Origin of the sequence: Streptomyces sp. NBC_00568, from assembly GCF_026341855.1 — a bacterium.
Taxonomy (GTDB): domain Bacteria; phylum Actinomycetota; class Actinomycetes; order Streptomycetales; family Streptomycetaceae; genus Streptomyces.
This window is the reverse complement of the sequence record NZ_JAPENW010000001.1, coordinates 877,246-901,743: the sequence shown is the minus strand read 5'-3', so window position 1 is coordinate 901,743 and position 24,498 is coordinate 877,246. Positions and strand designations below refer to the sequence as shown.

Below are 24,498 nucleotides of genomic sequence, written 5' to 3'. Positions count from 1 at the left end.
CGTCAGGCGTTGGACAGCGACACCTCGGTGGACTTGATGAGCGCGACGACCTCGGAACCCGCCGAGAGGCCCAGTTCCGTGACGGCGTCCTTGGTGATCGCGGACGTCAGCTCGCCGCCCGCGATCTGGAGCTTGACGCGGGCCATGGCGCCCCCGGAGGCGACGTCGGTGACCGTGCCCGGCAGCTGGTTGCGGATGCTCACGCCGGTGACCGGGGCGGTCGCCAGGGACACCTCGGTCGCCTTGACGAGGGCCCGCACGGTGGAGCCGGACGTCAGGCCGAGCTCGCTCACGGCCTCCAGGGTGACGGCCGCGGTGATCTCCTGCCCGGCGTCGAGCCGGACCTTCACCGTCGCCATCACCTCACCCGGGGTGACGGACGTGACGGTGCCGGGGAGTTGATTGCGGATGCTCAGGCTCATGGGGGAGGCCTCGATTGCTGTGGGGCGTGATGGATATGGACGGTTACGCGTAGCTTGCCGCACGCGCCGTCCCTCCGTCCGGGTCGCGGACCGTGTCGCTGTTGGGCCGAACGGGTGACCATGCGTAAGAATTGCCCGGTGCAGACAACGAGTGCGAGCCAGGACGGGGTGGACCGATGAACAGCCACGACGTCACCGATGAACAGTGGGAAGGGCTCGCCCAGGTCGTTCCGTTGCGCGGCCGGGACGCCTGGCCCTCGGCGGTCCGCCACCGGTCGATGCCCGAGGCCGAGACCGAGACGCGGCGCCGCTTCGTGGTCCTGCGGGTCAATGTGTTCGCGGACGCCCGCGATGTCGCCGAGACGCTGATGTCCGGCATCCCGGTCCTCCTCGACCTGACCGGCGCGGAGACCGACGTCGCGAAGCGGGTCCTGGACTTCAGTACCGGGGTGGTCTTCGGCCTCGCCAGCGGCATGCACCGGGTCGACCGGAACGTGTTCCTGCTGACGCCACCGGGGACCGAGGTACGGGGGCTGATGGAGGGGGTGGGAGTCCCCGGACTCTGACTCCGCGGCGCGGGGGAGGGCGAAAGTTCTCCCTGCGGCGGGGGCCGACGAGGAGATCCCGCGGCAACGGGGGAGGGTCCGCGAGGCGGGGCCGGCCATTGGGCACTCGCGCCCGAGGGCACTCGCGCCCGAGGGCACTCGCGCCCGAGGGGCCGGGACACGCACCCGCGAAGAGGGGCCCTCGTCGGCAGCCCGGCGGAGTTCCCGGCCGCGGGATCGGGTGGTCCCGTCCCCCGATCGTAGGAAGGTCCCCCGGGTGTAACGGTTCGTCTCCCGGTGGAGGCCTACCGTCCGCATATGACCCTGTCCTCGCCGGAAGCCCCCACGGCGGCGGAGGCGCGCCCCGGCCGTCCGGGCGTCACCGAGCTGCGGCTCGCCGCCTTCGCCACCCATCGCCGCGTCCGGTTCCCGCTCGGACCGCTCACCCTCGTCACCGGCCCCAGCGGCAGCGGCAAGACGGCCGTCCTGCGGGCCTACGAGGCGCTGGCGCGGCTCGGTGCCGGTGCCGAGCTCCGGGAGGTGTTCCCGGACCCGGTCGGCTGTGTGCCCGAGCGGTCGCGGCCCGACGCCCAGCGCCGCCGGGGCTTCCGCATCGGCTGCACGGTGGACGGACCCGAAGGCCCGGTCCGGCTCGATGTCGCCGTGCAGGCCGAACCCGAACTGCGCGTCGTGGGCGAGCGGTTGTCGGCGGGCGGGCTGACCCTGCTGGAGACGGCGCTGCGCGACCCGGGCCGCCCGTCCGTCCAGGCGGCCTGGCACACCGGCGGTTCCGCCGTGGTGACCAGGGTCCCGCTGCCCGACGACCGCCTCGGCACCGCGCTGCTGCCCCTGCGGATCGCGGGCCGCACCCCCGGCGAGTGCCAAGTCCTCGCCGCCGCCGAGCAGATGGTGCTCGCACTGCGCTCCGTCTACGCCTGCGATCCGAGCCCGGACACCATGCGGCCGCCCGTAAGCCTCGGCTCCGGGCGGCTCCTGCGGGGCTGCGGCAACCTCGCCGACGTGCTCTGGCGCACCCGTTCGGAATGCGGCCGTCGCTACGCCCACCTGGTCGCGGCGGTGCGCGCCGGCTGCGCGGGTACGGTCACCGACCTGCCGGCCGAGTTGCTCGGTGACGGCACGGTCCGGGCGCTCCTCGACCGCGGCGACGGCGTCCGTACGCCGCTGGGGCTGCTCGGGGACGGCGAGCTGCGGTATCTCGCGCTGGCCCTGGTGCTGCTCACCGGGCCCGGGGTCCTGGAGGTCGACCCGGCGGGCGAGGTTCCGGCCGCGTACCAGTCGCTGACGGTCCTGGCCGACGGTCTCGACCGCGGGCTGGACGCCCGGCAGACCGGGGAACTGGTGCGACTGGCGACGCGGATGTGCGAGCGGGGACACATCCGGCTGGTGGGCACGGTGAGCGACGGGGCTCAGGCGTACGGGGCGGCCGGGGCCACGGTGGTAGACCTGACGCCGTGAGTGAACTTGACGTAGCGACGCTGCAGCGCAGACTGGCCGAGTTCGCGGCCGCGCGGAACTGGCAGCCGTACCACACCCCCAAGAACCTGGTCGCCGCGCTGAGCGTGGAGGCCTCCGAACTCGTCGAGATCTTCCAGTGGTTGACGCCGGAGGAGTCGGCCCGCGTCATGGACGACGGGGACACCGCGCACCGCGTCACCGACGAGGTCGCGGACGTCCTCGCGTATCTGCTCCAGTTCTGTGAGGTGCTGGGCATCGACCCGCTCGCCGCTCTCGACGCGAAGATCGACAGGAACGAGCGGAGGTTCCCGGCACCGGAGAGCCCCTGACGTCGCTTCCCGGCACCGGAGAGCCCCTGACGTCGCTTCCCGGCACCGGAGAGCCCCTGACGTCGCGGCCGTCACGGAGCCCGAAAAGAGGAATCCATCACTCTCCGGAGTCATCGAGTTGTCCCGATGCAATTCCGTGTCCACAGATTTCGGGCTTCCTCTGGCTTTTCGTCTCAAGGGACTTCACTCTGGGTAGTGAACAAGGGAGTTCGGGCGGACGTGCGAGAGCGCGTCGGACAGACGGGGGCAGCGCATGGAAGCGGTGCGGCTCATCGTGGCCAGCAGACGTGCCCTGGCGGAGAGCGGTGACGCCCCGGAGGTGATGGCGGAAGCGTGGCAGGCGCATTCCCTGGCCCAGGCGATCGGCAGCCGCCTGGCCGTGTCCGGGCCTCCCGAACTCCGCGGCGAGGCCCTCGGTCTGACCGAGCTGGCGGGCCGCGGCTGCGGAGTGCTCGGCAGCCCCGCCCTGGGGCTCGACGCGTTACGCGCGGCCCAGCTCACCGAGTTGGGCGACGCGCGCGAGTCGCTGCTCTGCCTCGGCGGCCTGCTGGGCGAGGTCGGCATAGCCCTGGTCGGCGTGGCCTGCGCCGCCGCCGACGAGGGGACCTACTGGCAGTGCATGGAGGCGATCGACGCGGCGGACGAGTCCCGTGACCGCGTCCTGGAGATGCTGAGGCGTCTCGCGGTGCGGGACGAGAAGCGAGTGGTGGAGAGGGATTCGGCCGCGGGGTAGGAATGCGGGCCCTGCTGCCGGACCCGCGCCGTCACCACCGTCCGACCGTCCTCCGCCGCGCCACGCGAACCGCCCGCCTCCGCCGCGCCACGCGATTCGACCGGCCTCCACCGCGCCACGCGAACCGGCCGCCTCCGCCGTGCCACGGAAACCGCCCGGCCTCCGCCGCAGTGAGCGACCTGATCGCCTCGGCAGCCGAACCGCCCGCCTCAGCCGCAGCAGCCGACCGATCGAGCCGCCTGCGAAGCCCGCCTCCGCAGGCGGACCGCCCGCCTCGGCCGCAACAGCCGACCGATCGAGCCGCCTGCGAGGCCCGGCTCGGCAGGCGAACCGCCCGTCTCCGCCGCAGTGAGCGACCCGATCGCCTCCGCAGGCGAACCGACCGCCTCCGTCGCGGCAAATGACCGACCGACAAAACGCCCGCGAGGCCCGACCGCTCAGTCGAGCTGGGGTGTCACCTGGGAGGCGATCAGGTCCAGTTGGTCCAGGTCGTCGAGGTCGAGCATCTGGAGATACATCCGCTGGGAACCCACCGCCTGGTACTGGGCGATCCGTTCGACGACCTCCGCGGGAGACCCCGCGAGCCCGTTCGCCTTCAGCTCGTCGACATTGCGCCCGATGGCGTCCGCCCGACGCCTCACCTCGCTGTCGGTCCGGCCGACGCAGGCCACCAGGGCGTTGGAGTAGACGAGTTCGTCGGTCTTGCGCCCGGTCTGCCGCAAGGCCGCGCGCACCCGGCCGAACTGCTGCTCCGTGTCCGCGACGGAGGCGAACGGGATATTGAACTCGTCGGCGTAGCGCGCCGCGAGCGCCGGGGTCCGCCTGGCCCCGTGGCCGCCGATCAGGACCGGCACCTTCGACTGCGCGGGCTTCGGCAGCGCGGGTGAGTCCTTGAGCTGGTAGTACGTCCCGTCGAAAGTGAACCGCTCGCCGACCGGCGTCGCCCACAGCCCGGTGACGACGGCCAGTTGCTCCTCCAGCCGGCCGAACTTCCCCTTGGGGAACGGAATGCCGTACGCCGTGTGCTCGGCCTCGTACCAGCCGGCACCCAGACCGAGTTCCACCCGGCCGCCCGACATCTGGTCGACCTGTGCGACCTGAATGGCGAGAACCCCGGGGAGGCGAAAGGTTCCGGCAGTCATCAGGGTGCCCAGGCGGATACGTTTCGTCTCGCGGGCGATGCCGGCCAGGGTGATCCAGGCGTCGGTGGGACCGGGGAGTCCGTCGACGGATCCCATGTGCACATAGTGATCAGAACGGAAGAAGGCTCCGTAGTGGAGGTCTTCGGCGGCCTTGGCGACGCGGAGCAGCGTCTCGTAGGTCGCGCCTTGCTGCGGTTCTGTGAAGACTCGAAGATCCATGTATCCATCATGCACCGGTCACAACAGCCGCCCCGTGCCGAACCGCTGTCACGCCTTTCCCGATCGGGAAGCGCCATGGCCGACGGGGCCCGCAGGGGGTGGGGCGGCTCCGTCGGCGAGGCTCGCGGCGGGCTACCGCTGTCCGGCGAGCTGGGGATACAGCGCGCTCAGTTCACCGGAGAGGCCGGCCTTGACCTGGCGGGTGATCGCGTCCGCGAGGACCTCGTGGGCGTCCGTCTCGATGCCGTCGAGGGCCTGCTCGGCGACGCTGTGTGCGGAGATCTTGGACACGTCGAGGCCCGCGGTCAGATCGGTGTCGACGTAGCCGACGTGCAGCCCCGTGACCTTGATGCCGCGCGGCTGGAGCTCCAGGCGCAGGGCGTTGCTCTGGGACCACAGGGCGGCCTTCGCGGCGCTGTAGCCGTCGGTCCCGGGCACCGTCACCCACGACAGCACCGAGTGGACGGTCAGGATGTGCCCGTCGCCGTTGCGCTCCAGGGCCGGGACGAAGGCCCGGGTGGTGAGCAGCGGCCCGAAGAAGTTGATGTCGAACTCACGCCGTACGTCCTCGACGGGGGACTCGAGGAAGGACGTGGAGGCCGTGGCGCCCGCGTTGTTGATCAGGAGTGTGACGTCCTGGGCCTGCGCGGCGGCGGCCGCGACCGATGCCGGGTCGGTGACCTCCAGCGCAAGCGGCACCGCGTCGGGGTGGGAGACGGTCCGAGGGTCGCGGGCCGTCGCGTAGACCTTCCGGGCGCCGCGTTCGTAGAGGGCCTCCACGAGCGCCTTGCCGATGCCGCGGCTGCCGCCCGTCACGAGCGCCACCGAACCTTCGATGCTGGTCATGAGCTTCTCCTCTTGGAAACCGATCGGTTTCCAACAACTGTAAACCGATCGGTTTCCATAGCGCAATCGGAGAACGTAAGCTGGGCCCATGACACAGGCGACACCGACCGCGACCGCCGGCGCCTCGACCCGCGACCGGCTGCTCGACGCCGCGGCCGAGCTCTTCTACCGCGAGGGCGTCGGCGTCGGCGTCGAGGCGCTGTGCCGGGTGGCCGGGGTGTCCAAGCGCTCGATGTACCAGCTGTTCGACAGCAAGGACGGGGTCCTCGCGGCGAGCCTGGAACGCAGCGCGCCCGCCTACCAGGCGTTCCTGCTGCCCGCCGAGGACGACCGGCCGCCGCGTGCACGCGTCCTGCACGTCTTCGAGCGGCTCGAGGAGCTCGCCGCCCGCCCGGACTTCCGCGGCTGCCCCTTCGTGGCCGTGACCGCGGAGCTGAAGGCGCCGGATCACCCCGCGAGCCTGGTGGCACGCCGCTGCAAGGACGCGCTGACCGCGTTCTTCCGGGCGGAGGCGGAGCGCGGGGGAGCCGCGGATCCCGCGCTGCTCGCCCGCCAACTGACCGTCGCCTTCGACGGATCGAGCGTCCGTGCCGTCATGCAGGGCGTGGGCCTGGACGGCCTCGCCGTCGCGACCGCCGCCACCCTGCTCGACAGCGCGGGCCTGAACGGGCACGGCGATGCCCCGCACCAAGGGCCCCGGACTTCCGGCTGACCCCGGCCGCCCGCCCTCCGAGGAGCCGAAAAACCCCGGGTCCACCTGGGGTGTTCGCTGTACGTTGTGGGGGCGCGCCGAGGACAGGCGTCGCCCCCGCGGTCGACCGCGGCGCGGCGTGGCCACGGCCGCGCGTGCCGGGAGGGAGCGCCGGAAGCGGCGACGGCCGAGGCGCGCTCGCCCACCGCTGTGGCCCATCGGCACCGACGCGGTGCACCCCGGTGCACACGTCGGCCGCCCAGTCGGTTCCCGCAGCTCAGCAGACGTTTCGAGGCAGACCCACTGTGTTCCTGACGATCAGTACCACCGGTACCCCAGAGCGCCCCGCGACCGATCTCGGCTTCCTGCTGCACAAGCATCCCGACAAGGCGCAGACGTTCTCGACCTCGTACGGCACGGCGCATGTGCTGTACCCCGAGGCGACCGTCGAGCGATGCACGGCCGCGCTGCTGCTCGAGGTCGACGCGGTGGCGCTGGTCCGGCGAGGCAAGGGCAAGGGGCGCGGCGGCGCCCCCGACGCGGCGCTCGCGCAGTACGTCAACGACCGCCCGTACGCCGCGTCCTCGCTGCTCGCCGTGGCGCTGAGCGGCGTCTTCTCCAGCGCGATGAAGGGCCAGTGCACTGCGAGGCCCGAGCTGCCGGCCGAGGCCAGACCCCTGCGCGTCGAGGTGCCCGCGCTGCCCGCACGCGGCGGTGCCGACCTCGTCCGCGGGCTCTTCGAACCGCTGGGCTGGACGGTGACGGTCGAGGCCGTGCCGCTGGACGAGCAGTTCCCGGAGTGGGGCGACTCCCGTTACGTCCGCCTGGAACTGGCGGCGGAGGGGCTGACGCTCGCCGAGGCCCTGCGCCACCTCTATGTGCTGCTCCCGGTCCTCGACGACGCCAAGCACTACTGGGTGTCCTCCGACGAGGTCGACAAGCTGCTGCGGGCCGGCGAGGGCTGGCTGCCCGACCACCCCGAACACAAGCTGATCACCAGCCGCTATCTCTCCCGGCGCTGGTCGCTGACGCGGGAGGCCATGGAGCGGCTCGAACTCGTCCGGCTTGCCGAGACCGACGACACCGAGGTCGAGGAGATCGACAACGCGGTGGACGAGGAGAACGACACCGAGGAGAAGCCGGTGCCGCTCGCCGTGCTGCGCCGGGACGCGATCCTCACCGCGCTGCACGCGTCCGGCGCGAGCCGGGTGCTCGATCTCGGCTGCGGACAGGGCCAGTTGGTGCAGGCGCTGCTCAAGGACACCCGGTTCACCGAGATCGTCGGTGTCGACGTGTCGATACGCGCGCTCACCATCGCCTCGCGCCGGCTCAAGCTGGACCGCATGGGCGAGCGGCAGGCCGCGCGCGTCCAGCTCTTCCAGGGCTCCCTCGCCTACACCGACCGCCGGCTCAAGGGATACGACGCCGCCGTGCTCAGCGAGGTCATCGAGCACCTCGACCTGCCCCGGCTGCCCGCCCTGGAGTACGCGGTGTTCGGCTCCGCGCGCCCGCGGACCGTCCTCGTGACGACCCCGAACGTCGAGTACAACGTCCGCTGGGAGACCCTGCCGGCCGGACACTCCCGGCACGGCGACCACCGCTTCGAATGGACCCGCGAGGAGTTCCGTTCGTGGGCCCGCGAGGTGGCCGGACGGCACGGCTACGACGTGGAGTTCACCCCCGTCGGCCTCGACGACCCCGAGGTCGGCCCGCCGACCCAGATGGCCGTCTTCACCCTGGCCACAGCCGACACGACCGCGAAGAAGGAGGAGAAGGCCGCATGAGCGACGAGACCTACCAGGGGCGCGTACTGCCCGTCACCGACCTCTCCCTCGTGGTGCTGATCGGCGCGTCGGGTTCCGGCAAGTCGACCTTCGCCCGACGGCACTTCAAGCCGACGGAGATCATCTCCAGCGACTTCTGCCGCGGCCTGGTCGCCGACGACGAGAACGACCAGAGCGTCAGCGGCGACGCCTTCGACGTGCTGTACTACATCGCGGGCAAGCGGCTCGCGGCCGGCCGCCGGACCGTCGTCGACGCGACCAGCGTCCAGCAGGACAGCCGCCGCCGGCTGATCGAACTCGCCAAGAAGTACGACGTGCTGCCCATCGCCGTCGTCCTCGACGTGCCGGAGGAGATCTGCGCCCAGCGCAACGCGGCGCGCACCGACCGCGCCGACATGCCGCGCCGCGTCATCCAGCGCCACATCCGCGAACTGCGCCGCTCGCTGCGCCAGTTGGAGCGCGAGGGATTCCGCAAGGTGCACGTCCTGCGTGGCGTGGAGGACATCGAGAACGCGTCGGTGGTGACCGAGAAGCGGTTCAACGACCTGACCCACCTCACCGGACCGTTCGACATCGTCGGCGACATCCACGGCTGCGCCTCGGAGTTGGAGGCCCTGCTCGGCAAGCTCGGCTATGTCGACGGTGCGCACCCCGAGGGTCGTACGGCCGTCTTCGTCGGCGACCTCGTCGACCGCGGCCCGGACTCGCCCGGCGTGCTGCGCCGGGTGATGTCCATGGTCGGCTCGGGCAACGCCCTGTGCGTTCCCGGAAACCACGAGAACAAGCTCGGCCGCTACCTCAAGGGCCGCAAGGTCCAGCACAGCCACGGACTCGTCGAGACCATCGAGCAGTTGGACCGGGAGAGCGACGAGTTCCGCGCCACGGTCCGGGAGTTCGTCGACGGGCTGGTCAGCCACTACGTCCTCGACGGCGGGCGGCTCGTCGTCTGTCACGCCGGCCTGCCCGAGAAGTACCACGGCCGCACCTCGGGCCGGGTGCGCTCGCACGCGCTGTACGGGGACACGACGGGGGAGACCGACGAGTTCGGGCTGCCCGTGCGCTACCCGTGGGCGGAGGACTACCGGGGCCGCGCGGCGGTCGTGTACGGGCACACCCCGGTTCCCACGGCCACCTGGCTCAACAACACCATCTGCCTGGACACCGGTGCCGTCTTCGGCGGCAAGCTCACCGCGCTGCGCTGGCCGGAGCGCGAGCTCGTCGACGTACCGGCCGAGCGGGTCTGGTACGAGCCGGCCAAGCCGCTGGCCACCGAGGCGCCGGGCGGGCACGAGGGCCGTCCGCTGGACCTCGCGGACGTGCACGGCCGCAGGGCCGTCGAGACCCGGTACGCCGGCCGGGTGGCCGTCCGCGAGGAGAACGCGGCGGCCGCTCTGGAGGTCATGAGCCGCTTCGCGGTGGACCCCCGGCTGCTCCCGTACCTGCCGCCGACCATGGCGCCGACCGCTACCTCGCACGTCGAGGGCTATCTGGAGCACCCCGCCGAGGCCTTCGCCCAGTACCGGGACGACGGGGTCGCCCGGGTCGTGTGCGAGGAGAAGCACATGGGGTCGCGGGCGGTGGCCCTGGTCTGCCGCGACGCGGGCGCGGCGCGCGAGCGGTTCGGTGTCGACGGCCCCACCGGGTCGCTGTACACGCGTACCGGCCGCCCCTTCTTCGACGACGGCGCCGTCACCGAGGAGATCCTCGGGCGGCTGCGGGAGGCCATGACCGCCGCGGGGCTGTGGGAGGAGCTCGGCACCGACTGGGTGCTGCTCGACGCCGAGTTGATGCCGTGGTCGCTGAAGGCGTCCGGGCTGCTGCGCAGTCAGTACGCCGCTGTCGGCGCCGCGTCCGGGGCGGTGTTCCCGGGAGTGCTGACCGCGCTCGAAGGGGTGGCGGCGCGAGGCGTCGACGTCACGGACCTCCTCGCGCGCCAGCGCGAACGGGCCGCGGACGCCCAGGCGTTCACGGACGCGTACCGCCGTTACTGCTGGACCACGGACGGCCTCGAAGGCGTCCGCCTCGCGCCGTTCCAGATCCTGGCCGTCCAGGGCCGGAGCCTCGCCGCGCTGCCGCACGACGAGCAACTCGCCCTGATCGACCGGCTCGTGGAGCACGACGGGGCCGGGCTGCTGCACACCACCCGGCGGCTCTTCGTCGACACGGGTGACCCGGAGTCGGTGCGGGCCGGTGTCGACTGGTGGCTGGAGATGACCGGCCGCGGCGGCGAAGGCATGGTCGTGAAGCCGGTCGGAGCGGTGGTGCGCACCGGTCAGGGGCGCCTGGTGCAGCCCGGCATCAAGTGCCGGGGCCGCGAGTACCTGCGGATCATCTACGGCCCGGAGTACACCCGCCCGGAGAATCTCGCCCGCCTGCGCGGCCGCTTCCTCAACCACAAGCGGTCCCTGGCCGTCCGGGAGTACGCCCTGGGCCTCGAGGCCCTGGACCGCCTGGCCGAGGGCGAGCCCCTGTGGCGCGTCCACGAGGCGGTGTTCGGCATCCTCTCCCTGGAATCCGAACCGGTCGACCCCCGCCTCTAGCGGGACGCCCCGTACGGGGCAAAGGGCTCTCCCGGCAGTGCCCGGCCCGGGGCGCCCCGCCAGGGGCGCGGGGAACGGCGCGCCCGGCCCCCACCGGCCCGCGGGGAACGGCGCGCCCGGCCCCCACCGGCCCGCGGGGAACGGCGCGCCCGGCCCCCACCGGCCCGCGAGGAACGGCGCGCCCGGCCCCCACCGGCCCGCGGGGAACTGCGCGCCCGGCCCCCACCGGCCCGCGGTGAAGGGGAGACCTCTGGGCTGCGCCCGGCCCGGGGCACCGCCAGGCCCGGGTCGGCCGGGATGCCGGTCAGGGGCGCGGGGAACTGCGCGATCAGCCCCCACCGGTCCGCGGTGTAAGGGGAGACCTCTAGGCTGCGCCGGGCCCGGGGCCACTGTCAGGCCCGGGTCGGCCGGGATGCCGGTGAGGGGCGCGGGGAACTGCGCGATCAGCCCCCACCGGGCCCGCAGCCGACCGGCACCCGGCAGGGGTACGGCGACGGTCCCGCCGGTTGGCGAGACCCCGGCCGGGGACGGCGACGCCCGGTCCGGGGCGCCGGGGCCCGGCGGGGTCCGGCGACGGCTGGGGCTAGGGGCCGCCAGGCCCGTCAGCCCACCAGCCGGAGCCGCACCCCGGCCACCCCCACCCGTACGGTCTGCCCCCACATCAACTCCACGGCGTCCCCCTCCATCCCGTCCCCGAACGCGATGAGCCGGTCCGACTCCACGGTGAGGGACAGCCGCCCGGACGCGGTGAGCTCACCGGCCACCAGCGAGGTGCCGGTGGCCGGCGAAGGCCAGGCCTCGCGGACGAACCACAGCAGGCGTTCGTCCGTGGGCCCCGGCAGCGGCAGCCCCCCGCCCCGCTCCTGCCACACCGACCGGAGCCAGCCGCTGGCCCCGGTCCCGGTCCCCACCAGCACCCCGGAGGACGCCTGGGGCTCGACGGCACCCCCGTACTCGTCGAGCCCCAGCCGATAGCGGGCCGTCTGATGGCCCGCGGCCCCCAGGTAGATCTCGTTGAGAGCGACCAGCCGCTGGGTGTCGTCCGCGACGGCCTCGACCATGGTCAGCTCGTCGGCGGCGCCCCCGTGCGCCGAGGCGAGCAGTGCGCCGGCGTCCCCGGGCCGGTGCCGCACCAGCACACCCGGATTGCGCCCGGGGTCCGCGTCGATCCCCACCACCGGCTGGCCCACCAGGTACTTGGCGACGTTCGCGACCAGCCCGTCCTGCCCGACCACGACCACCACGTCCTCCGGCGCGAACAGGAAGCGGTCCAAGTCGGCCCGCTCCAGCCGTGCCTGACGCCAGGTCAGCGGAATGGCCGACACCACCTCGGCGAGCGCCTCGCGGGTCCGCCGGTGCCGTTCGGCCACCTCCTTGATGTCCCGGCCGCGGGAGGACAGGAAGAACGCCGCCTGCCCGTGCGTGCCGTGCCGGGCCACCAACTCCTCGTACTCGGTGGTCCGATGGACGAGGACGACCCGGGGCGCGAGGCTCACGCCGGGTCCCCGGCGGCCCCGTTGCCCAGCTTGGCGAGCAGCCCGGTGAGGACGTCCGGCGACACCGTGACGCTTTCGATCCGCGGCAGGTTCTCCGCGAGCCGGGTGCCGGTCAGGGCGTGCAGCGTGGCGATGTCCGCGTCGCCGTGGACCCGCAGCCAGGCCGCCTGCGCCTCGGCCCGTGCAGCGCCGACCTCGCGCTCCGCTTGCGCCTCGGCCCCGGCGAGCCGCACCTTCCGGGTGGCCTCCGCCTCGGCGAGCCGCAGCGACCGGGTGGCCTCCGCCTCGGCCAGCCGGACCGTGCGGGCCGCCTCCGCCTCGGCGCGCACCCCGTCCGCCGCCGCGAGCTCCTCGGCCTCGCGGCGCGCGTTCGTACCGCGCTGGTCGACCAACTGCTCCTCGCGCCGGGCGAGTTCGATCTGACTGGCGAGCTCGTTCTCGGCGATGGCCCGCTCCCGCTCGACGGCGACCGCCCGGCGTTCGTACGTCGCCTTGTCCGCGTCCTGCTGGATCTGCTCGCGGGCGGGGGTGCGCAGCGCCCGTTCCACCTCGGGCTCCGGGCGCAGGGCGACGACCCGCACGGCGACCACCTCGATACCGGTCGCGGGCAGCCGCGGTTCGGCGGCGAGGCCGCCCGCGATCCGCTCCCGTACCGCCGCGACGCCGTCGACCAGGGCCGACGCCAGTGACGTACGGGCCAGAACGTCGAGCGCGTGCTGCTGCGCCGTCTCGGTCAGCAGCGACCCCAGCTGTTCGAGCGGGGTGCCGCGCCAGGCGCCCGTGTCGGGGTCGATGGAGAAGTCGAGGCGGGTGGCCGCGACCGCCGGGTCGCTGACGCGGTAGGTGACGGTCGCCTGCACCGCGACGTCCTGGAAGTCGGACGTACGGGCGTGGAAGGTCATCGCCAGCTCGCGGTCGTCGACCGGGACCTCGGAGAGCGCGGCGGTCAGTGAGCGGTACCAGAAGCTGAGCCCGGGGCCGTCGTGGACGAGGCGTCCCGACCGGTGGTGCCTGACGTGGGCGGTGGGCGCCCCGCGCAGATGGCGCCAGCCGAGGCGTCGCGTGATGTCGGCCATGAAGTCCCCCTCGCGCCGGGCGGGCCCGGCGGCTCCTCGTCTTTGTCGTCAGTGAGACGATAACGGCTGGGTCCACTTATCGTCAAGAGGACGAAATTAATGCGGTGCGGCTCGGGCGATCCACGGGTGAACACGCGTCCGGATGGTCAGGATGGAGACATGGGATTCCATGTCGACTCCGAGGCCGGCCGGCTGCGCCGCGTCATCCTGCACCGGCCCGATCTCGAGCTCAAAAGGCTCACCCCCAGCAATAAGGACGCCCTGCTCTTCGACGACGTGCTCTGGGTGCGCCGGGCGCGCGCGGAACACGACGGGTTCGCCGACGTGCTGCGCGACCGGGGGGTCACCGTCCATCTCTTCGGTGACCTGCTCGCCGAGACGCTGGCGATCCCGGCGGCCAGGTCGCTCGTCCTGGACCGGGTCTTCCGCGAGAAGGAGTACGGGCCGCTCGCCACCGACCATCTCCGGGCCGCCTTCGAGACCCTGCCCGCTCCGGAGCTGGCGTCCGCGCTCGTCGGCGGCATGACCAAGCGCGAGTTCCTGGACGCGCACGCGGAGCCGACCTCCGTGCGCTTCCATGTCATGGACCTCGACGACTTCCTCCTGCGGCCGCTGCCCAATCACCTCTTCACCCGGGACACCTCCGCCTGGATCTACGACGGGGTCTCCATCAACGCCATGCGCTGGCCGGCCCGGCAGCGCGAGACCGTGCACTTCGAGGCGATCTACCGGCACCACCCCCTCTTCCGTGAGGAGGACTTCAACCTCTGGTCGGAGGGCCAGGCGGACTATCCGTCCACCATCGAGGGCGGCGACGTCCTCGTCATCGGCAACGGCGCGGTGCTCATCGGCATGAGCGAGCGCACGACGCCCCAGGCGGTCGAGATGCTCGCGCACAAGCTGTTCGCGGCGGGCTCGGCGACCACCATCGTGGCGCTCGACATGCCCAAGCGGCGGGCGCTCATGCACCTCGACACCGTGATGACGATGGTCGACGGCGACATCTTCACGCAGTACGCCGGGCTCGGCATGCTCCGCTCGTACACCATCGAACCGGGCGTGGGGGAGAAGGAACTGAAGGTCACCGACCACCCCCCGGAGCACATGCACCGCGCCATCGCCGCGGCGCTCGGCCTCAACGAGATCCGTGTCCTGACCGCCACGCAGGACGTGCACGCGGCCGAGCGGGAGCAGTGGGACGACGGGTGCAACGTCCTCGCCGTCGAGCCGGGCGTCGTCGTCGCCTACGAGCGGAACGCCACCACCAATACCCATCTGCGCAAGCAGGGCATCGAGGTGATCGAGATCCCGGGCAGCGAGCTGGGGCGGGGGAGGGGCGGCCCGCGCTGTATGAGCTGCCCTGTCGAACGGGATCCCGTGTAGGGCTCCGGGTGTGGGGCCACCGCGCCGGACTCCCCGTGGGGTTGCCGGAGTCCGCCGGGGGCGCCGGGGTCCGGTGCGAGCGCCCGGGTCGTATGGGCTTCGTATAGGGCCGCGCGGAGGGGTCCCGCGTAGAGTCGAACGGGAGACCGCATATAAATGCCGAGCGTCGTATAGAATTCCACACGTCCGTCCCCGTCCTCGTCCCCGTCATCCCTGGAGCGCCCCCATGGCGACAGTCCCGACCGCCCTCGCCGGCCGCCACTTCCTCAAGGAGCTGGACTTCACGGAAGAGGAGTTCCTCGGTCTGGTCGAGCTGGCCGCAGGGCTCAAGGCGGCCAAGAGGGCCGGGACGGAGACCCGGCACCTGGCGGGCAGGAACATCGCGCTGATCTTCGAGAAGACCTCGACGCGCACGCGCTGCGCCTTCGAGGTCGCGGCCGCGGACCAGGGTGCCTCGACGACGTATCTGGACCCGTCCGGCTCGCAGATCGGCCACAAGGAGTCCGTGAAGGACACCGCGCGCGTGCTCGGCCGCATGTTCGACGCCATCGAGTACCGCGGCGACAGCCAGGCCTCGGTGGAGGAACTGGCCGCCTATGCCGGAGTGCCGGTCTACAACGGCCTCACCGACGACTGGCACCCCACCCAGATGCTGGCCGACGTCCTCACGATGACCGAGCACTGCGACAGGCCGATCGGCGAGATCGCCTTCGCCTACCTGGGCGACGCCCGTTTCAACATGGGCAACTCGTACCTGGTCACCGGCGCGCTGCTCGGCATGGACGTCCGGATAGTCGCCCCGCAGGCCTACTGGCCCGCCGACGAGGTCGTCGCGCAGGCCCGTGAACTCGCCGAGAAGAACGGCGGCCGCATCACCCTCACCGAGCACATCGCCGACGGGGTGCGCGGCGCCGACTTCGTGGCCACCGACGTCTGGGTCTCCATGGGGGAGCCCAAGGAGGTGTGGGCCGAGCGCATCGGCGCCCTCTCCCCGTACGCCGTGACCATGGACGTGCTGCGCGCCACCGGCAACCCGGACGTCAAGTTCCTGCACTGCCTCCCGGCCTTCCACGACCTCGGGACCAAGGTCGGCCGTGAGATCCACGCGACCTACGGTCTCGACTCGCTGGAGGTCACCGACGAGGTCTTCGAGTCGGCGCACTCCGTCGTCTTCGACCAGGCCGAGAACCGGCTGCACACGATCAAGGCGATCCTGGTCGCCACGCTGGCCTGATTTTCTCCGTACGATGTCCGGCGGCCCGGAACCATCCCTTCCGGGGCCGCCGCGCGACTCTCCCCCGAACTCGACCTCGCTCGAGCGGGGGGCACCCCTACGGTCGCACCCGCACCACCAGAAACGAGCACCACCCCGCATGCCCGCTCCTCGCTTCAAGTCCCCCGCTCAACTGATCGCCGAATCCGGTGCCGACCTCGAAGGCAACGGACTCAAGCGCACGATGGGGCTCTTCCAGCTCATCTGCTTCGGCGTCGGCGCCATCGTCGGCACCGGAATCTTCGTCGGACTCTCCGACTCGGTCGCCCAGGCCGGACCCGCCGTGGTCGTCTCCTTCATCCTCGCCGCGATCACCTGTGTCTTCACGGCCTTCGCGTTCGCGGAGCTCGGCGGCGCCATCCCGGTCTCGGGATCCTCGTACTCCTTCGCCTACGCCGGACTCGGCGAGAGCACGGCCTTCCTGGTCGGCTGGTGCCTGCTCCTGGAGTACGGCGTCTCGGTGTCGGCCGTGGCCGTCGGCTGGAGCCAGTACGTCAACGAACTGCTCACGAGCCTCACCGGTACGCAGCTGCCCGCCGCGCTCTCCGCCGGCCCCTCCGACGGCGGAATCGTCAACCTCCCCGCGGTGATCGTGATCGCGCTGGCCTCGGTCCTGCTGGTGCGCGGCGTGCGCGAGAGCGCCCGGGCGACCGCCGCGATGGCCGTGCTCAAGCTCGTCGTCCTCGTGCTGTTCTGCGCGATCGGGTTCAGCGCCTTCAAGGACGGCAACCTCACGCCGTTCTCCCCGGCCGGACTCGGCGGCATCGGCGCCGGCACCACGGCCGCGTTCTTCTCCTACATCGGCTTCGACGCGATCACCACGGCCGGCGAGGAGGCCAAGAACCCCCGCCGGGACATCCCCGTCGCCATCCTGGTCTGCATCGGCCTGGTCACGGTGCTGTACTGCGCCGTCGCCCTGGCCGCGATCGGCGCCATCGGCGGAGACAAGGTGGGAGGCCGGCCGGCCGCGCTGTCCTATGTCGTCAACGAGGTCACCGGATCGACCGTCGGCGGCGGAGTGATCGCCTTCGGCGCGGTCGTCGCCATCGCCTCGGTCGTGCTCGCGGTGATGTACGGCCAGACCCGCATCCTGATGTCGATGTCCCGCGACGGCCTGGTCCCGCGCGTCTTCGAGAAGGTCTCGCCGAGGACGTCCACGCCGGTCGCCGGCACGCTGATCGTCGCGATCGTCTTCGCGCTCCCCGCGGCCTTCGCGTCCCTGGACTCCGTGGTCAACCTGTGCACCATCGGCACACTCGCCGTGATGGCCGCCGTCAACGTCGCGGTGATCGCGCTGCGCCGCCGCGAGCCGGGTCTCGCCCGCACCTTCCGGGTGCCGCTCTACCCCGTGGTGCCGCTGCTCGGCGTGGGCTTCTGCCTCTATCTGATGTACGAGACCGGCTGGACGACCTGGGTCCAGTTCGCCGCCTTCCTCGCGGCCGGATTCCTCGTGTACGTCCTCTACGGGCGCCGCAATTCCCGGCTGGCCCGGACCACCGCCCGTGCCGGAGCCGACGCGGAGGCCGCTACAGCATCGGACGCCGCTGAGCGGGAACCACAGGCAGTCTGAACCAGACCGCCTTGCCGGAGTCGGTGGGGCGGTGTCCGCAGGACGAGCTGAGGGCGCGGAGCAGCAGCAGGCCGCGCCCGTGCTCCTGCCAGGGGTCGGGTTCGCCGGGCGGGTGCGGGAGCGTGAGATCGAGAGGTGGAGCGGGGTCGGGGTCATGCACCTCGACCCGGCAGCCGGTCGGCATCAGCTCCACGACCAGCTCTATGGGTCCGTCGCCCGCGGTGTGCTCGACGGCGTTGGCGACCAGCTCCGCGGTGAGCAGCTCGGCGGTGTCGCTGTCGGCCGCGTGTTCCCGCTCGGCGAGTGCCGTGCGGACCAGGGCGCGGGCGACGGGCACGGCCGCCACAGTGTGCGGCAGCGCGATGCGCCAGGAGGCGGGTGCTGGGGTGTCGTGCAAGGCGGGTCCGTTCATGGAGCAGGCGATCCTGCTTTCAACCTTAGGAATGGTACGGCGACACCGGGCAAACGCGCTCGGTGGGCTTTCTTGGGGACATCGGACGGTGTGTCCCCCGGGTTCCGCCGTCTCCTTTCGGGACGTTCGGTCCGATACGGGGCTGTGTACCCAGGCGAACGGCCGGCCTCCCCCGTGTGCTCCCGCCGTTACACGCCTATCGAAGATCCGTGACGCGGTGACGGATCACGGTCGCCGCGCGACGGCCGTCTCACGCCTCGGGACCCCCGTTCGCACCCTGCGACCGTCACGTGACGCGACCGATCCCGGCCGGTACGTCACTTCGCGAAGTCGTCGTATCGCGTAGCCGTGACGACAGTCACGGATGAGTGATAACTTCGTTGAACAGCCACAGAGCGTCGCCCCCGCCCGAGGAGGCCGCACGTCATGAGTCCCTTCACCGGCTCCGCCACCCGCACCTCCGACTGGCAGCATCTGAGGTACGAGCTCACCGACGGCGTCGCCACGGTCACCCTGGCCCGCCCCGAGAAGCTCAACGCGCTGACCTTCGGTGCCTACGCCGACCTGCGCGACCTGCTGGCCGAGCTGTCCCGCGAGCGGTCCGTCCGCGCCCTGGTGCTCGCCGGCGAGGGCCGCGGATTCTGTTCCGGCGGCGACGTCGACGAGATCATCGGCGCGACCCTCGCCATGGACACCGCCCAGCTCCTCGACTTCAACCGGATGACCGGGCAGGTCGTCCGGGCCGTACGCGAATGCCCGTTCCCGGTGATCGCGGCGGTGCACGGGGTGGCGGCGGGCGCCGGAGCCGTGCTGGCGCTGGCCGCGGACTTCCGGGTGGCCGACCCGAGCGCACGCTTCGCCTTCCTCTTCACCCGCGTCGGGCTGTCCGGCGGCGACATGGGCGCGGCCTATCTGCTGCCCCGGGTGGTCGGGCTCGGCCACGCGACGCGGCTGCTGATGCTCGGCGAACCGGTGCGGGCGCCCGAGGCCGAGCGCATCGGCCTGATCAGCGAACTCACCGACGAGGGGCACGCCGACGAGGGCGCGCGGGCGCTGGCCCGCCGCCTCGCCGAGGGTCCGGCCCTGGCGTACGCCCAGACCAAGGCGCTGCTCACCGCCGAACTGGACATGCCGCTCGCCGCCTCCGTCGAGCTGGACGCCGCGACGCAGGCCCTGCTGATGAACGGCGAGGACTACGCGGAGTTCCACGCGGCCTTCACGGAGAAGCGGGCCCCGAAGTGGCGGGGGAGGTGAGCCCGGGATGCGCGTGGACACCGAGGGCGAGGGCCGCGAAGACCGTCCCGGGGCCGGGAGCGACGGCCGTTCGGGGGCAGGGTCTGACGGGCGTACGAGGGCCGGGCGTGCGGGTGCGGGGAGTGGCGGGCGTACGACGGCCGGGCGTGCGGGGGCAGGGTCCGATGGGCGTACGAGAGCCGGGCGTGGGGATGGCGGTGCGACGCGCGTCGCCGTGATCGGCGGCGGGCCCGGCGGACTCTATGCCGCGGCCCTGCTCAAACGCCTCGACCCGGCCCGCGAGATCACCGTCTGGGAACGCAACGCCCCCGACGACACCTTCGGCTTCGGCGTCGTCCTGTCCGACGAGACCCTCGGCGGCATCGAACACGCCGACCCGGTCGTGTACGCGGCGCTCCAGGCCGAGTTCGTCCGCTGGGACGACATCGACATCGTGCACCGAGGGACGCGCCACACCTCCGGCGGCCATGGCTTCGCCGCGCTCGGGCGGCGCCGGCTCCTGGAGATCCTCCACGAACGCTGCCGCTCCTTGGGCGTCGACCTGCGCTTCGCGGCCGAGGCCCCGCCCGTGGACGGCCTGATGGCGGAGTACGACCTCGTCGTCGCCGCCGACGGTGTGCACAGCCTCACCCGCGCCGCGTACGCGGAGGTCTTCCGGCCCTCCGTGGAGGAACACCGCTGCCGCTACATCTGGCTCGCCGCCGACTTCGCCTTCGACGCCTTCCGCTTCGAGATCGCCGAGACCGAGCACGGCGTGATGCAGCTGCACGGCTACCCCTTCTCCCGCCCGTCGCCCGACCACCACCCCTCAACGAGGCCCTCCGGGCCGCAGAACCAATGCGGCGCCTCCACCGTCATCATCGAGATGCGCGAAGAGGTCTGGCGGGCCGCGGGGTTCGCGGACCTCGACGAGCGGGAGTCCGTCGAGCGGTGCGGCAAGATCTTCACGGACGCGCTCGGCGGACGCCCGCTGCGCGCCAACAAGTCGGCGTGGACGCGCTTCAGGACGATCGTCAACGACCGCTGGTCGCACGGCAATCTGGTCCTGCTCGGCGACGCCGCCCACACCGCCCACTTCTCCATCGGCTCCGGCACCAAGCTCGCCGTCGAGGACGCCCTCGCGCTGGCCGCCTGTCTGGAGGAGCGGCCGTCGACGGCGGAGGCACTGGCGGCCTACGAGGAGGAGCGCCGCCCCGTCGTCGCCTCCACCCAGCGGGCGGCCCGCGCCAGCCTGGAGTGGTTCGAGAACCTCGACCGCTATCTCGGCCAGCCCACCCGGCAGTTCGCCTTCAACCTCCTCACCCGCAGCCGCCGCGTCACCCATGACAACCTGCGGCTGCGCGATCCGCACTTCGTGTCGGCGGTCGAGCGGGAGTTCCGCTGCCCGCCCGGCACCCCGCCGATGTTCACCCCGTTCCGGCTGCGCGGCCTGACCCTGCGCAACCGTGTCGTCGTCTCGCCGATGGACATGTACTCGGCCGTGGACGGCGTCCCCGGAGACTTCCATCTCGTCCACCTGGGCGCGCGGGCTCTCGGCGGCGCCGGACTGGTGATGACCGAGATGGTGTGCGTCAGCGCGGAGGGCCGCATCACACCGGGCTGCGCGGGCATCTACACCGGCCGACAGACCGACTCCTGGCGGCGGATCGTCGATTTCACGCATCAACAGGCACCGGGCACCGCGATCGGTCTCCAGCTCGGCCACGCCGGCCGCAAGGGCTCGACCCGGCTCATGTGGGAGGGCATCGACGAGCCCCTGGCGGACGGCAACTGGCCGCTCGTGGCCGCCTCCCCCCTCCCGTACAAGCCGGACAGCCAGACACCCCGGGAGCTGTCGCGCGCCCAGCTCACCGACCTGCGCGAGCAGTTCACCGCGGCGGCCTGCCGCGCCGCCCGCTGCGGCTTCGACCTCCTCGAACTGCACTGCGCTCACGGCTACTTGCTCTCCGGCTTCCTCTCGCCGCTGACCAACCAGCGCACCGACGCGTACGGCGGATCACTGGAGAAGCGGCTGCGCTTCCCGCTCGAAGTGTTCGACGCGGTGCGGGCCGTGTGGCCGCCGGAGCGCCCGATGACCGTGCGCATCTCCGCCACCGACTGGGCCGAGGGCGGCACCACCGGGGACGACGCGGTGATGATCGCACGGGCCTTCGCGGCGCACGGCGCCGACGCGGTGGACGTGTCGACCGGCCAGGTGGTGGCGGACGAGCACCCCGATTACGGCCGCTCGTACCAGACGCCGTACGCCGACCGGATCCGCCACGAGACCGGGCTCCCGGTGATCGCCGTCGGCGCGATCTCCTCCTGGGACGACGTCAACTCCCTGATCCTGGCGGGGCGGACGGACCTGTGCGCGCTCGCCCGTCCGCACCTCTACGACCCGCACTGGACGCTGCACGCGGCGGCCGAACAGGGCTACGAGGGGCCGGGCGCCGGCTGGCCTATGCCCTACCGCGCGGGCAGCCGACGCCCCCAGACCGGACGCACCGACGCCCCCAGGCCCCGCCTCACCCTGGGGACGTGAGTGCGGACCGGCGCCAGGAATCGCCCACCCCGGTCAGCCCTCTGAGCCGGCCCGCCGCCTGACGGGCGTACGGCGGAGAGGAGGGACGGAGAAGCCTGAGAGTTCGCTCGGCGGCGGTCGGCGGGGTCGAGGTCACACGGCCGGGTCACCCGTCGGCCGGTTCCCGGACCACCGGGCCACCCCGGCGAACTCCGCTCCCGCGTCCCGCAGCCGCTCGTGCAGGGCCCGGAAGACGGTGGCCGAGCGGGCCCCCGGCCAGTCCTCGGGGAGCAGCGCGGCGGGCAGCCCCGGGTCGACGTACGGGAGATGGCGCCAGGAGTCGAGGGCGAGCAGATAGTCGCGGTAGGCCTCCTCGGGCGGGGTGTCCGCGCGGCCCTCCCAGGTGTGCAGCACGCGCGCGTGCCGGCCGAGGAACGCCTCGTGCTCCTTGGCGATGGCGGCCAGGTCCCACCAGCGCGCCACCGCGTCGGCCGTCGCGGCGAACCCCAGGTGCTCGCCGCGGAACAGCTCCACGTACCGATCGAGCCGCAGCCGCTCCAGGGTGTGCCGGGTCTCCTCGTACAGCCGCGCCGGGGCGAGCCACACCCCGGGGGCGGCCGTGCCGAAGCCGAGACCGGCGAGCCGCGAGCGCAGGATGTGCCGCTTCTGCCGCTCCGACTCCGGTACGGAGAAGACGGCGAGCACCCAGCCGTCGTCCCCGGGAGGCGCCGACGCGTACACCCTGCGGTCGCCGTCGTCGAGCAATTGCCGTGCGTCCGGCGACAGCGCGTATCCGGCCGCGCGCGCCGCGGTGCGCGCCGGCTCCAGGAGCCCGCGGCGCTTGAGCCGGGACACCGACGACCGCACCGAGGGCGCGTCCACGCCGACCGCGGCGAGGAGCCGGATCAACTCGGCGACCGGCACCGGGCCGGGCATGAAACGGCCGTACGCGCCGTAGAAGGTGACGATGAGGGACCGGGGGGCGTGCTGCTCTGACACGTTGATCACTCTAGTGCGCGAAGATCACTTGGGACCGCCGCCGGTGGACAAGTCACCCTCGGACGCGGGAGGTGACAGTGCGTCAGCACCCGTCTCCTCGCGCAGCCGGAACCGCTGGAGCTTCCCCGTGGCGGTGCGCGGCAGCGCGTCCAGGAAGACGATCTCGCGGGGGCATTTGTACGGCGCCAGCTCGGACTTGAGGAAGGCGCGCAGCGCCTCGGCGTCCCGGCGGGCGCCCTCCTTGAGCACCGCGTAGGCCACCACGACCTGCCCGCGTGCCTCGTCGGCCCGCCCGACGACCGCCGTCTCGACCACGTCCGGGTGCCGCAGCAGCGCCTCCTCGACCTCGGGGCCCGCGACGTTGTACCCCGCCGAGATGATCATGTCGTCGGCCCGGGCCACATAACGGAAGTAGCCGTCGGGGTCGCGTACATAGGTGTCGCCGGTGATGTTCCAGCCGTCGCGCACGTACTCGCGCTGCCGCGGGTCGGCGAGATACCGGCAGCCGACCGGGCCCCGCACGGCGAGCAGCCCGGGTTCACCGTCCGGCACCGGCGTCCCCTCGGCGTCGACCACGCGCGCGTGCCACCCCGGAACCGGCAGACCCGTCGTGCCGGGGCGGATCTGCCCGTCGGCGGCGGAGATGAAGATGTGCAGCAGCTCGGTGGCGCCGATGCCGTTGATGATGCGCAGCCCGGTGCGCCCGTGCCAGTCCCGCCAGGTCGCCGCGGGCAGGTTCTCGCCCGCGGACACACAGCGCCGCAGTGACCCGGTGTCGTGGTCGTCGAGCTCCGCCAGCATCGCCCGGTAGGCGGTCGGCGCCGTGAACAGCACGGAGACGCGGTGCTGGGTGATCGCGGGCAGCAGTTGCTTGGGTCCCGCCTGTTCGAGCAGCAGGGAGCAGGCGCCGGCGCGCAGGGGGAAGACGACGAGACCGCCCAGCCCGAAGGTGAAGCCCAGGGGAGGACTGCCGGCGAAGACATCGTCCTCCTGTGGCCGCAGCACATACTTCGAGAAGGTGTCCGCTATCGCCAGCACATCGCGGTGGAAGTGCATACAGCCCTTGGGCCGTCCGGTGGTGCCCGAGGTGAACGCGATCAGCGCCACGTCGTCGGCGGCCGTGTCCACCGCGTCGAAGGGCTCGTCCGGCGCGCCGGTGATCCGCAGCAGCAGATCGTCGGAGGCGTCACCGCCGTACGTCGTGACCCGCAGTCCGGGGATCTCCGCCTTGACCAGGTCGTCGACCGAGCGGATGTCGCACAGGGCGTGCGTCACCCGCGCGATCGAGCACATCGTGCTCAGCTCGTGCGACCGCTGCTGGGCCAGCACCGTGACGGCGACCGCGCCGGCCTTCAGCACCGCCAGCCAGCAGGCGGCCAGCCATGGAGTGGTGGGGCCGCGCAGCAGCACCCGGTTGCCCGGGACGACGCCCAGCTCGCCGGTCAGCACATGGGCGATGCGGTCGACACGGGCACGCAGCTGTCCGTACGTCCACGGGTCGCCGGACGGCGTACGGAACACCGGGCGTCCGGGATCGGTGTCCGCGAGGAGTTCGGCGGCGCAGTTCAGCCGAACGGGGTAGCGCAGCCCGGGCAGGTCGAAGTGGAGTTCGGGCCACTGCTCGGGGGGCGGGAGGTGGTCGCGCGCGAAGGTGTCGACGTGGGCCGAACGTGCCGGCCCCGGAGTGTCTGCGGGATCCAGGGGATCCACAAGGTCCATGGCGTCTCGCCCCCTTGCCTTGACGGGCTGCCTCGGTGGGCGTCGTGGTGGGCTCGCACAAGGAGCGTATCGTGTTGGTGACGACA

The 24,498-nt window shown here is 72.4% G+C and carries 20 protein-coding genes; 12 read left to right on the top strand and 8 right to left on the bottom strand.

Annotation, left to right across the window (positions count from 1 at the left end; genetic code table 11):
- Window positions 1-2 precede the first annotated feature (2 nt).
- Window positions 3-422, bottom strand: coding sequence for a molybdopterin-binding protein (locus OOK38_RS03805; RefSeq protein ID WP_266763488.1), 420 nt, complete (start codon window positions 420-422; stop codon window positions 3-5).
- Between the two features lie 176 nt (window positions 423-598).
- Between OOK38_RS03805 and OOK38_RS03800 the strand changes: the two genes are divergently transcribed.
- From OOK38_RS03800 to OOK38_RS03785, 4 genes are all read left to right on the top strand, one after another.
- Window positions 599-988 carry a cell division protein SepF gene (locus OOK38_RS03800; RefSeq protein WP_266763489.1) on the top strand — a complete coding sequence of 130 codons (390 nt, stop codon included), beginning with the start codon at window positions 599-601 and terminating at the stop codon, window positions 986-988.
- Window positions 989-1,285: 297 nt separating this feature from the next.
- A complete protein-coding gene (locus OOK38_RS03795; protein WP_266763490.1) occupies window positions 1,286-2,443 on the top strand; it encodes an AAA family ATPase in 1,158 nt (385 codons plus the stop codon).
- Window positions 2,440-2,772 (top strand): nucleotide pyrophosphohydrolase, encoded by a 333-nt coding sequence (locus OOK38_RS03790; RefSeq protein WP_266763491.1) that lies wholly within the window; start codon window positions 2,440-2,442, stop codon window positions 2,770-2,772. Before OOK38_RS03795 ends, OOK38_RS03790 begins: the two co-directional genes overlap by 4 nt.
- 253 nt (window positions 2,773-3,025) lie before the next feature.
- Window positions 3,026-3,505 (top strand): DUF6099 family protein, encoded by a 480-nt coding sequence (locus OOK38_RS03785; RefSeq protein ID WP_266763492.1) that lies wholly within the window; start codon window positions 3,026-3,028, stop codon window positions 3,503-3,505.
- A gap of 437 nt (window positions 3,506-3,942) precedes the next feature.
- Here the strand turns inward: OOK38_RS03785 and OOK38_RS03780 are convergent, their stop codons facing one another.
- Together OOK38_RS03780 and OOK38_RS03775 are read right to left on the bottom strand one after the other, a co-directional pair.
- Window positions 3,943-4,866, bottom strand: coding sequence for an LLM class F420-dependent oxidoreductase (locus OOK38_RS03780; protein WP_266848098.1), 924 nt, complete (start codon window positions 4,864-4,866; stop codon window positions 3,943-3,945).
- A 132-nt stretch (window positions 4,867-4,998) separates the two neighbouring features.
- On the bottom strand, window positions 4,999-5,712 hold the full coding sequence (locus OOK38_RS03775; RefSeq protein ID WP_266763494.1) for an SDR family oxidoreductase: 714 nt from the start codon (window positions 5,710-5,712) through the stop codon (window positions 4,999-5,001).
- A gap of 88 nt (window positions 5,713-5,800) precedes the next feature.
- Here OOK38_RS03775 and OOK38_RS03770 point away from each other — a divergent pair, with 88 nt between their 5' ends.
- The 3 genes from OOK38_RS03770 to OOK38_RS03760 all read left to right on the top strand — a co-directional run bounded on the left by OOK38_RS03770 (window position 5,801) and on the right by OOK38_RS03760 (window position 10,727).
- Window positions 5,801-6,424, top strand: coding sequence for a TetR/AcrR family transcriptional regulator (locus tag OOK38_RS03770; protein ID WP_266763495.1), 624 nt, complete (start codon window positions 5,801-5,803; stop codon window positions 6,422-6,424).
- Window positions 6,425-6,708: 284 nt separating this feature from the next.
- The gene (locus tag OOK38_RS03765; RefSeq protein ID WP_266763496.1) at window positions 6,709-8,187 is read left to right on the top strand and encodes a 3' terminal RNA ribose 2'-O-methyltransferase Hen1; all 1,479 of its coding nucleotides are present in this window, start codon (window positions 6,709-6,711) and stop codon (window positions 8,185-8,187) included.
- Complete coding sequence (locus tag OOK38_RS03760) at window positions 8,184-10,727, top strand: polynucleotide kinase-phosphatase (protein ID WP_266848096.1); 2,544 nt, start codon at window positions 8,184-8,186, stop codon at window positions 10,725-10,727. The genes OOK38_RS03765 and OOK38_RS03760 overlap by 4 nt, the downstream gene beginning before the upstream one ends.
- Before the next feature lie 602 nt (window positions 10,728-11,329).
- On the opposite strand, the gene OOK38_RS03755 is transcribed toward OOK38_RS03760, so the two are convergent.
- Both OOK38_RS03755 and OOK38_RS03750 read right to left on the bottom strand, forming a co-directional pair.
- Window positions 11,330-12,223 carry a hypothetical protein gene (locus OOK38_RS03755; protein ID WP_266763498.1) on the bottom strand — a complete coding sequence of 298 codons (894 nt, stop codon included), beginning with the start codon at window positions 12,221-12,223 and terminating at the stop codon, window positions 11,330-11,332.
- The gene (locus OOK38_RS03750) at window positions 12,220-13,299 is read right to left on the bottom strand and encodes an SPFH domain-containing protein (protein WP_266763499.1); all 1,080 of its coding nucleotides are present in this window, start codon (window positions 13,297-13,299) and stop codon (window positions 12,220-12,222) included. The genes OOK38_RS03755 and OOK38_RS03750 overlap by 4 nt, the downstream gene beginning before the upstream one ends.
- Window positions 13,300-13,458: 159 nt before the next feature.
- Between OOK38_RS03750 and OOK38_RS03745 the strand changes: the two genes are divergently transcribed.
- From OOK38_RS03745 to OOK38_RS03735, 3 genes are all read left to right on the top strand, one after another.
- Window positions 13,459-14,682, top strand: a complete 1,224-nt coding sequence (locus OOK38_RS03745; RefSeq protein WP_266763500.1) for an arginine deiminase — start codon at window positions 13,459-13,461, stop codon at window positions 14,680-14,682.
- 226 nt (window positions 14,683-14,908) lie between these two features.
- On the top strand, window positions 14,909-15,916 hold the full coding sequence (argF, locus tag OOK38_RS03740) for an ornithine carbamoyltransferase (protein ID WP_266763501.1): 1,008 nt from the start codon (window positions 14,909-14,911) through the stop codon (window positions 15,914-15,916).
- Window positions 15,917-16,055: 139 nt separating this feature from the next.
- Entirely contained in the window at window positions 16,056-17,525 is a 1,470-nt protein-coding gene (locus tag OOK38_RS03735; protein WP_266763502.1) for an amino acid permease, read from the top strand.
- Here the strand turns inward: OOK38_RS03735 and OOK38_RS03730 are convergent.
- Window positions 17,482-17,937 (bottom strand): ATP-binding protein, encoded by a 456-nt coding sequence (locus OOK38_RS03730; RefSeq protein WP_266763503.1) that lies wholly within the window; start codon window positions 17,935-17,937, stop codon window positions 17,482-17,484. The genes OOK38_RS03735 and OOK38_RS03730 overlap by 44 nt on opposite strands.
- A gap of 426 nt (window positions 17,938-18,363) precedes the next feature.
- Between OOK38_RS03730 and OOK38_RS03725 the strand changes: the two genes are divergently transcribed.
- Complete coding sequence (locus OOK38_RS03725) at window positions 18,364-19,191, top strand: enoyl-CoA hydratase family protein (protein ID WP_266763504.1); 828 nt, start codon at window positions 18,364-18,366, stop codon at window positions 19,189-19,191.
- Window positions 19,192-19,405: 214 nt separating this feature from the next.
- On the top strand, window positions 19,406-21,715 hold the full coding sequence (locus tag OOK38_RS03720; protein ID WP_266763505.1) for a bifunctional salicylyl-CoA 5-hydroxylase/oxidoreductase: 2,310 nt from the start codon (window positions 19,406-19,408) through the stop codon (window positions 21,713-21,715).
- Between the two features lie 132 nt (window positions 21,716-21,847).
- On the opposite strand, the gene OOK38_RS03715 is transcribed toward OOK38_RS03720, so the two are convergent.
- A complete protein-coding gene (locus tag OOK38_RS03715; RefSeq protein WP_266763506.1) occupies window positions 21,848-22,702 on the bottom strand; it encodes a PaaX family transcriptional regulator C-terminal domain-containing protein in 855 nt (284 codons plus the stop codon).
- 15 nt (window positions 22,703-22,717) lie between these two features.
- Window positions 22,718-24,412 carry an AMP-binding protein gene (locus tag OOK38_RS03710; RefSeq protein WP_323178780.1) on the bottom strand — a complete coding sequence of 565 codons (1,695 nt, stop codon included), beginning with the start codon at window positions 24,410-24,412 and terminating at the stop codon, window positions 22,718-22,720.
- Between the last annotated feature and the right edge of the window lie 86 nt (window positions 24,413-24,498).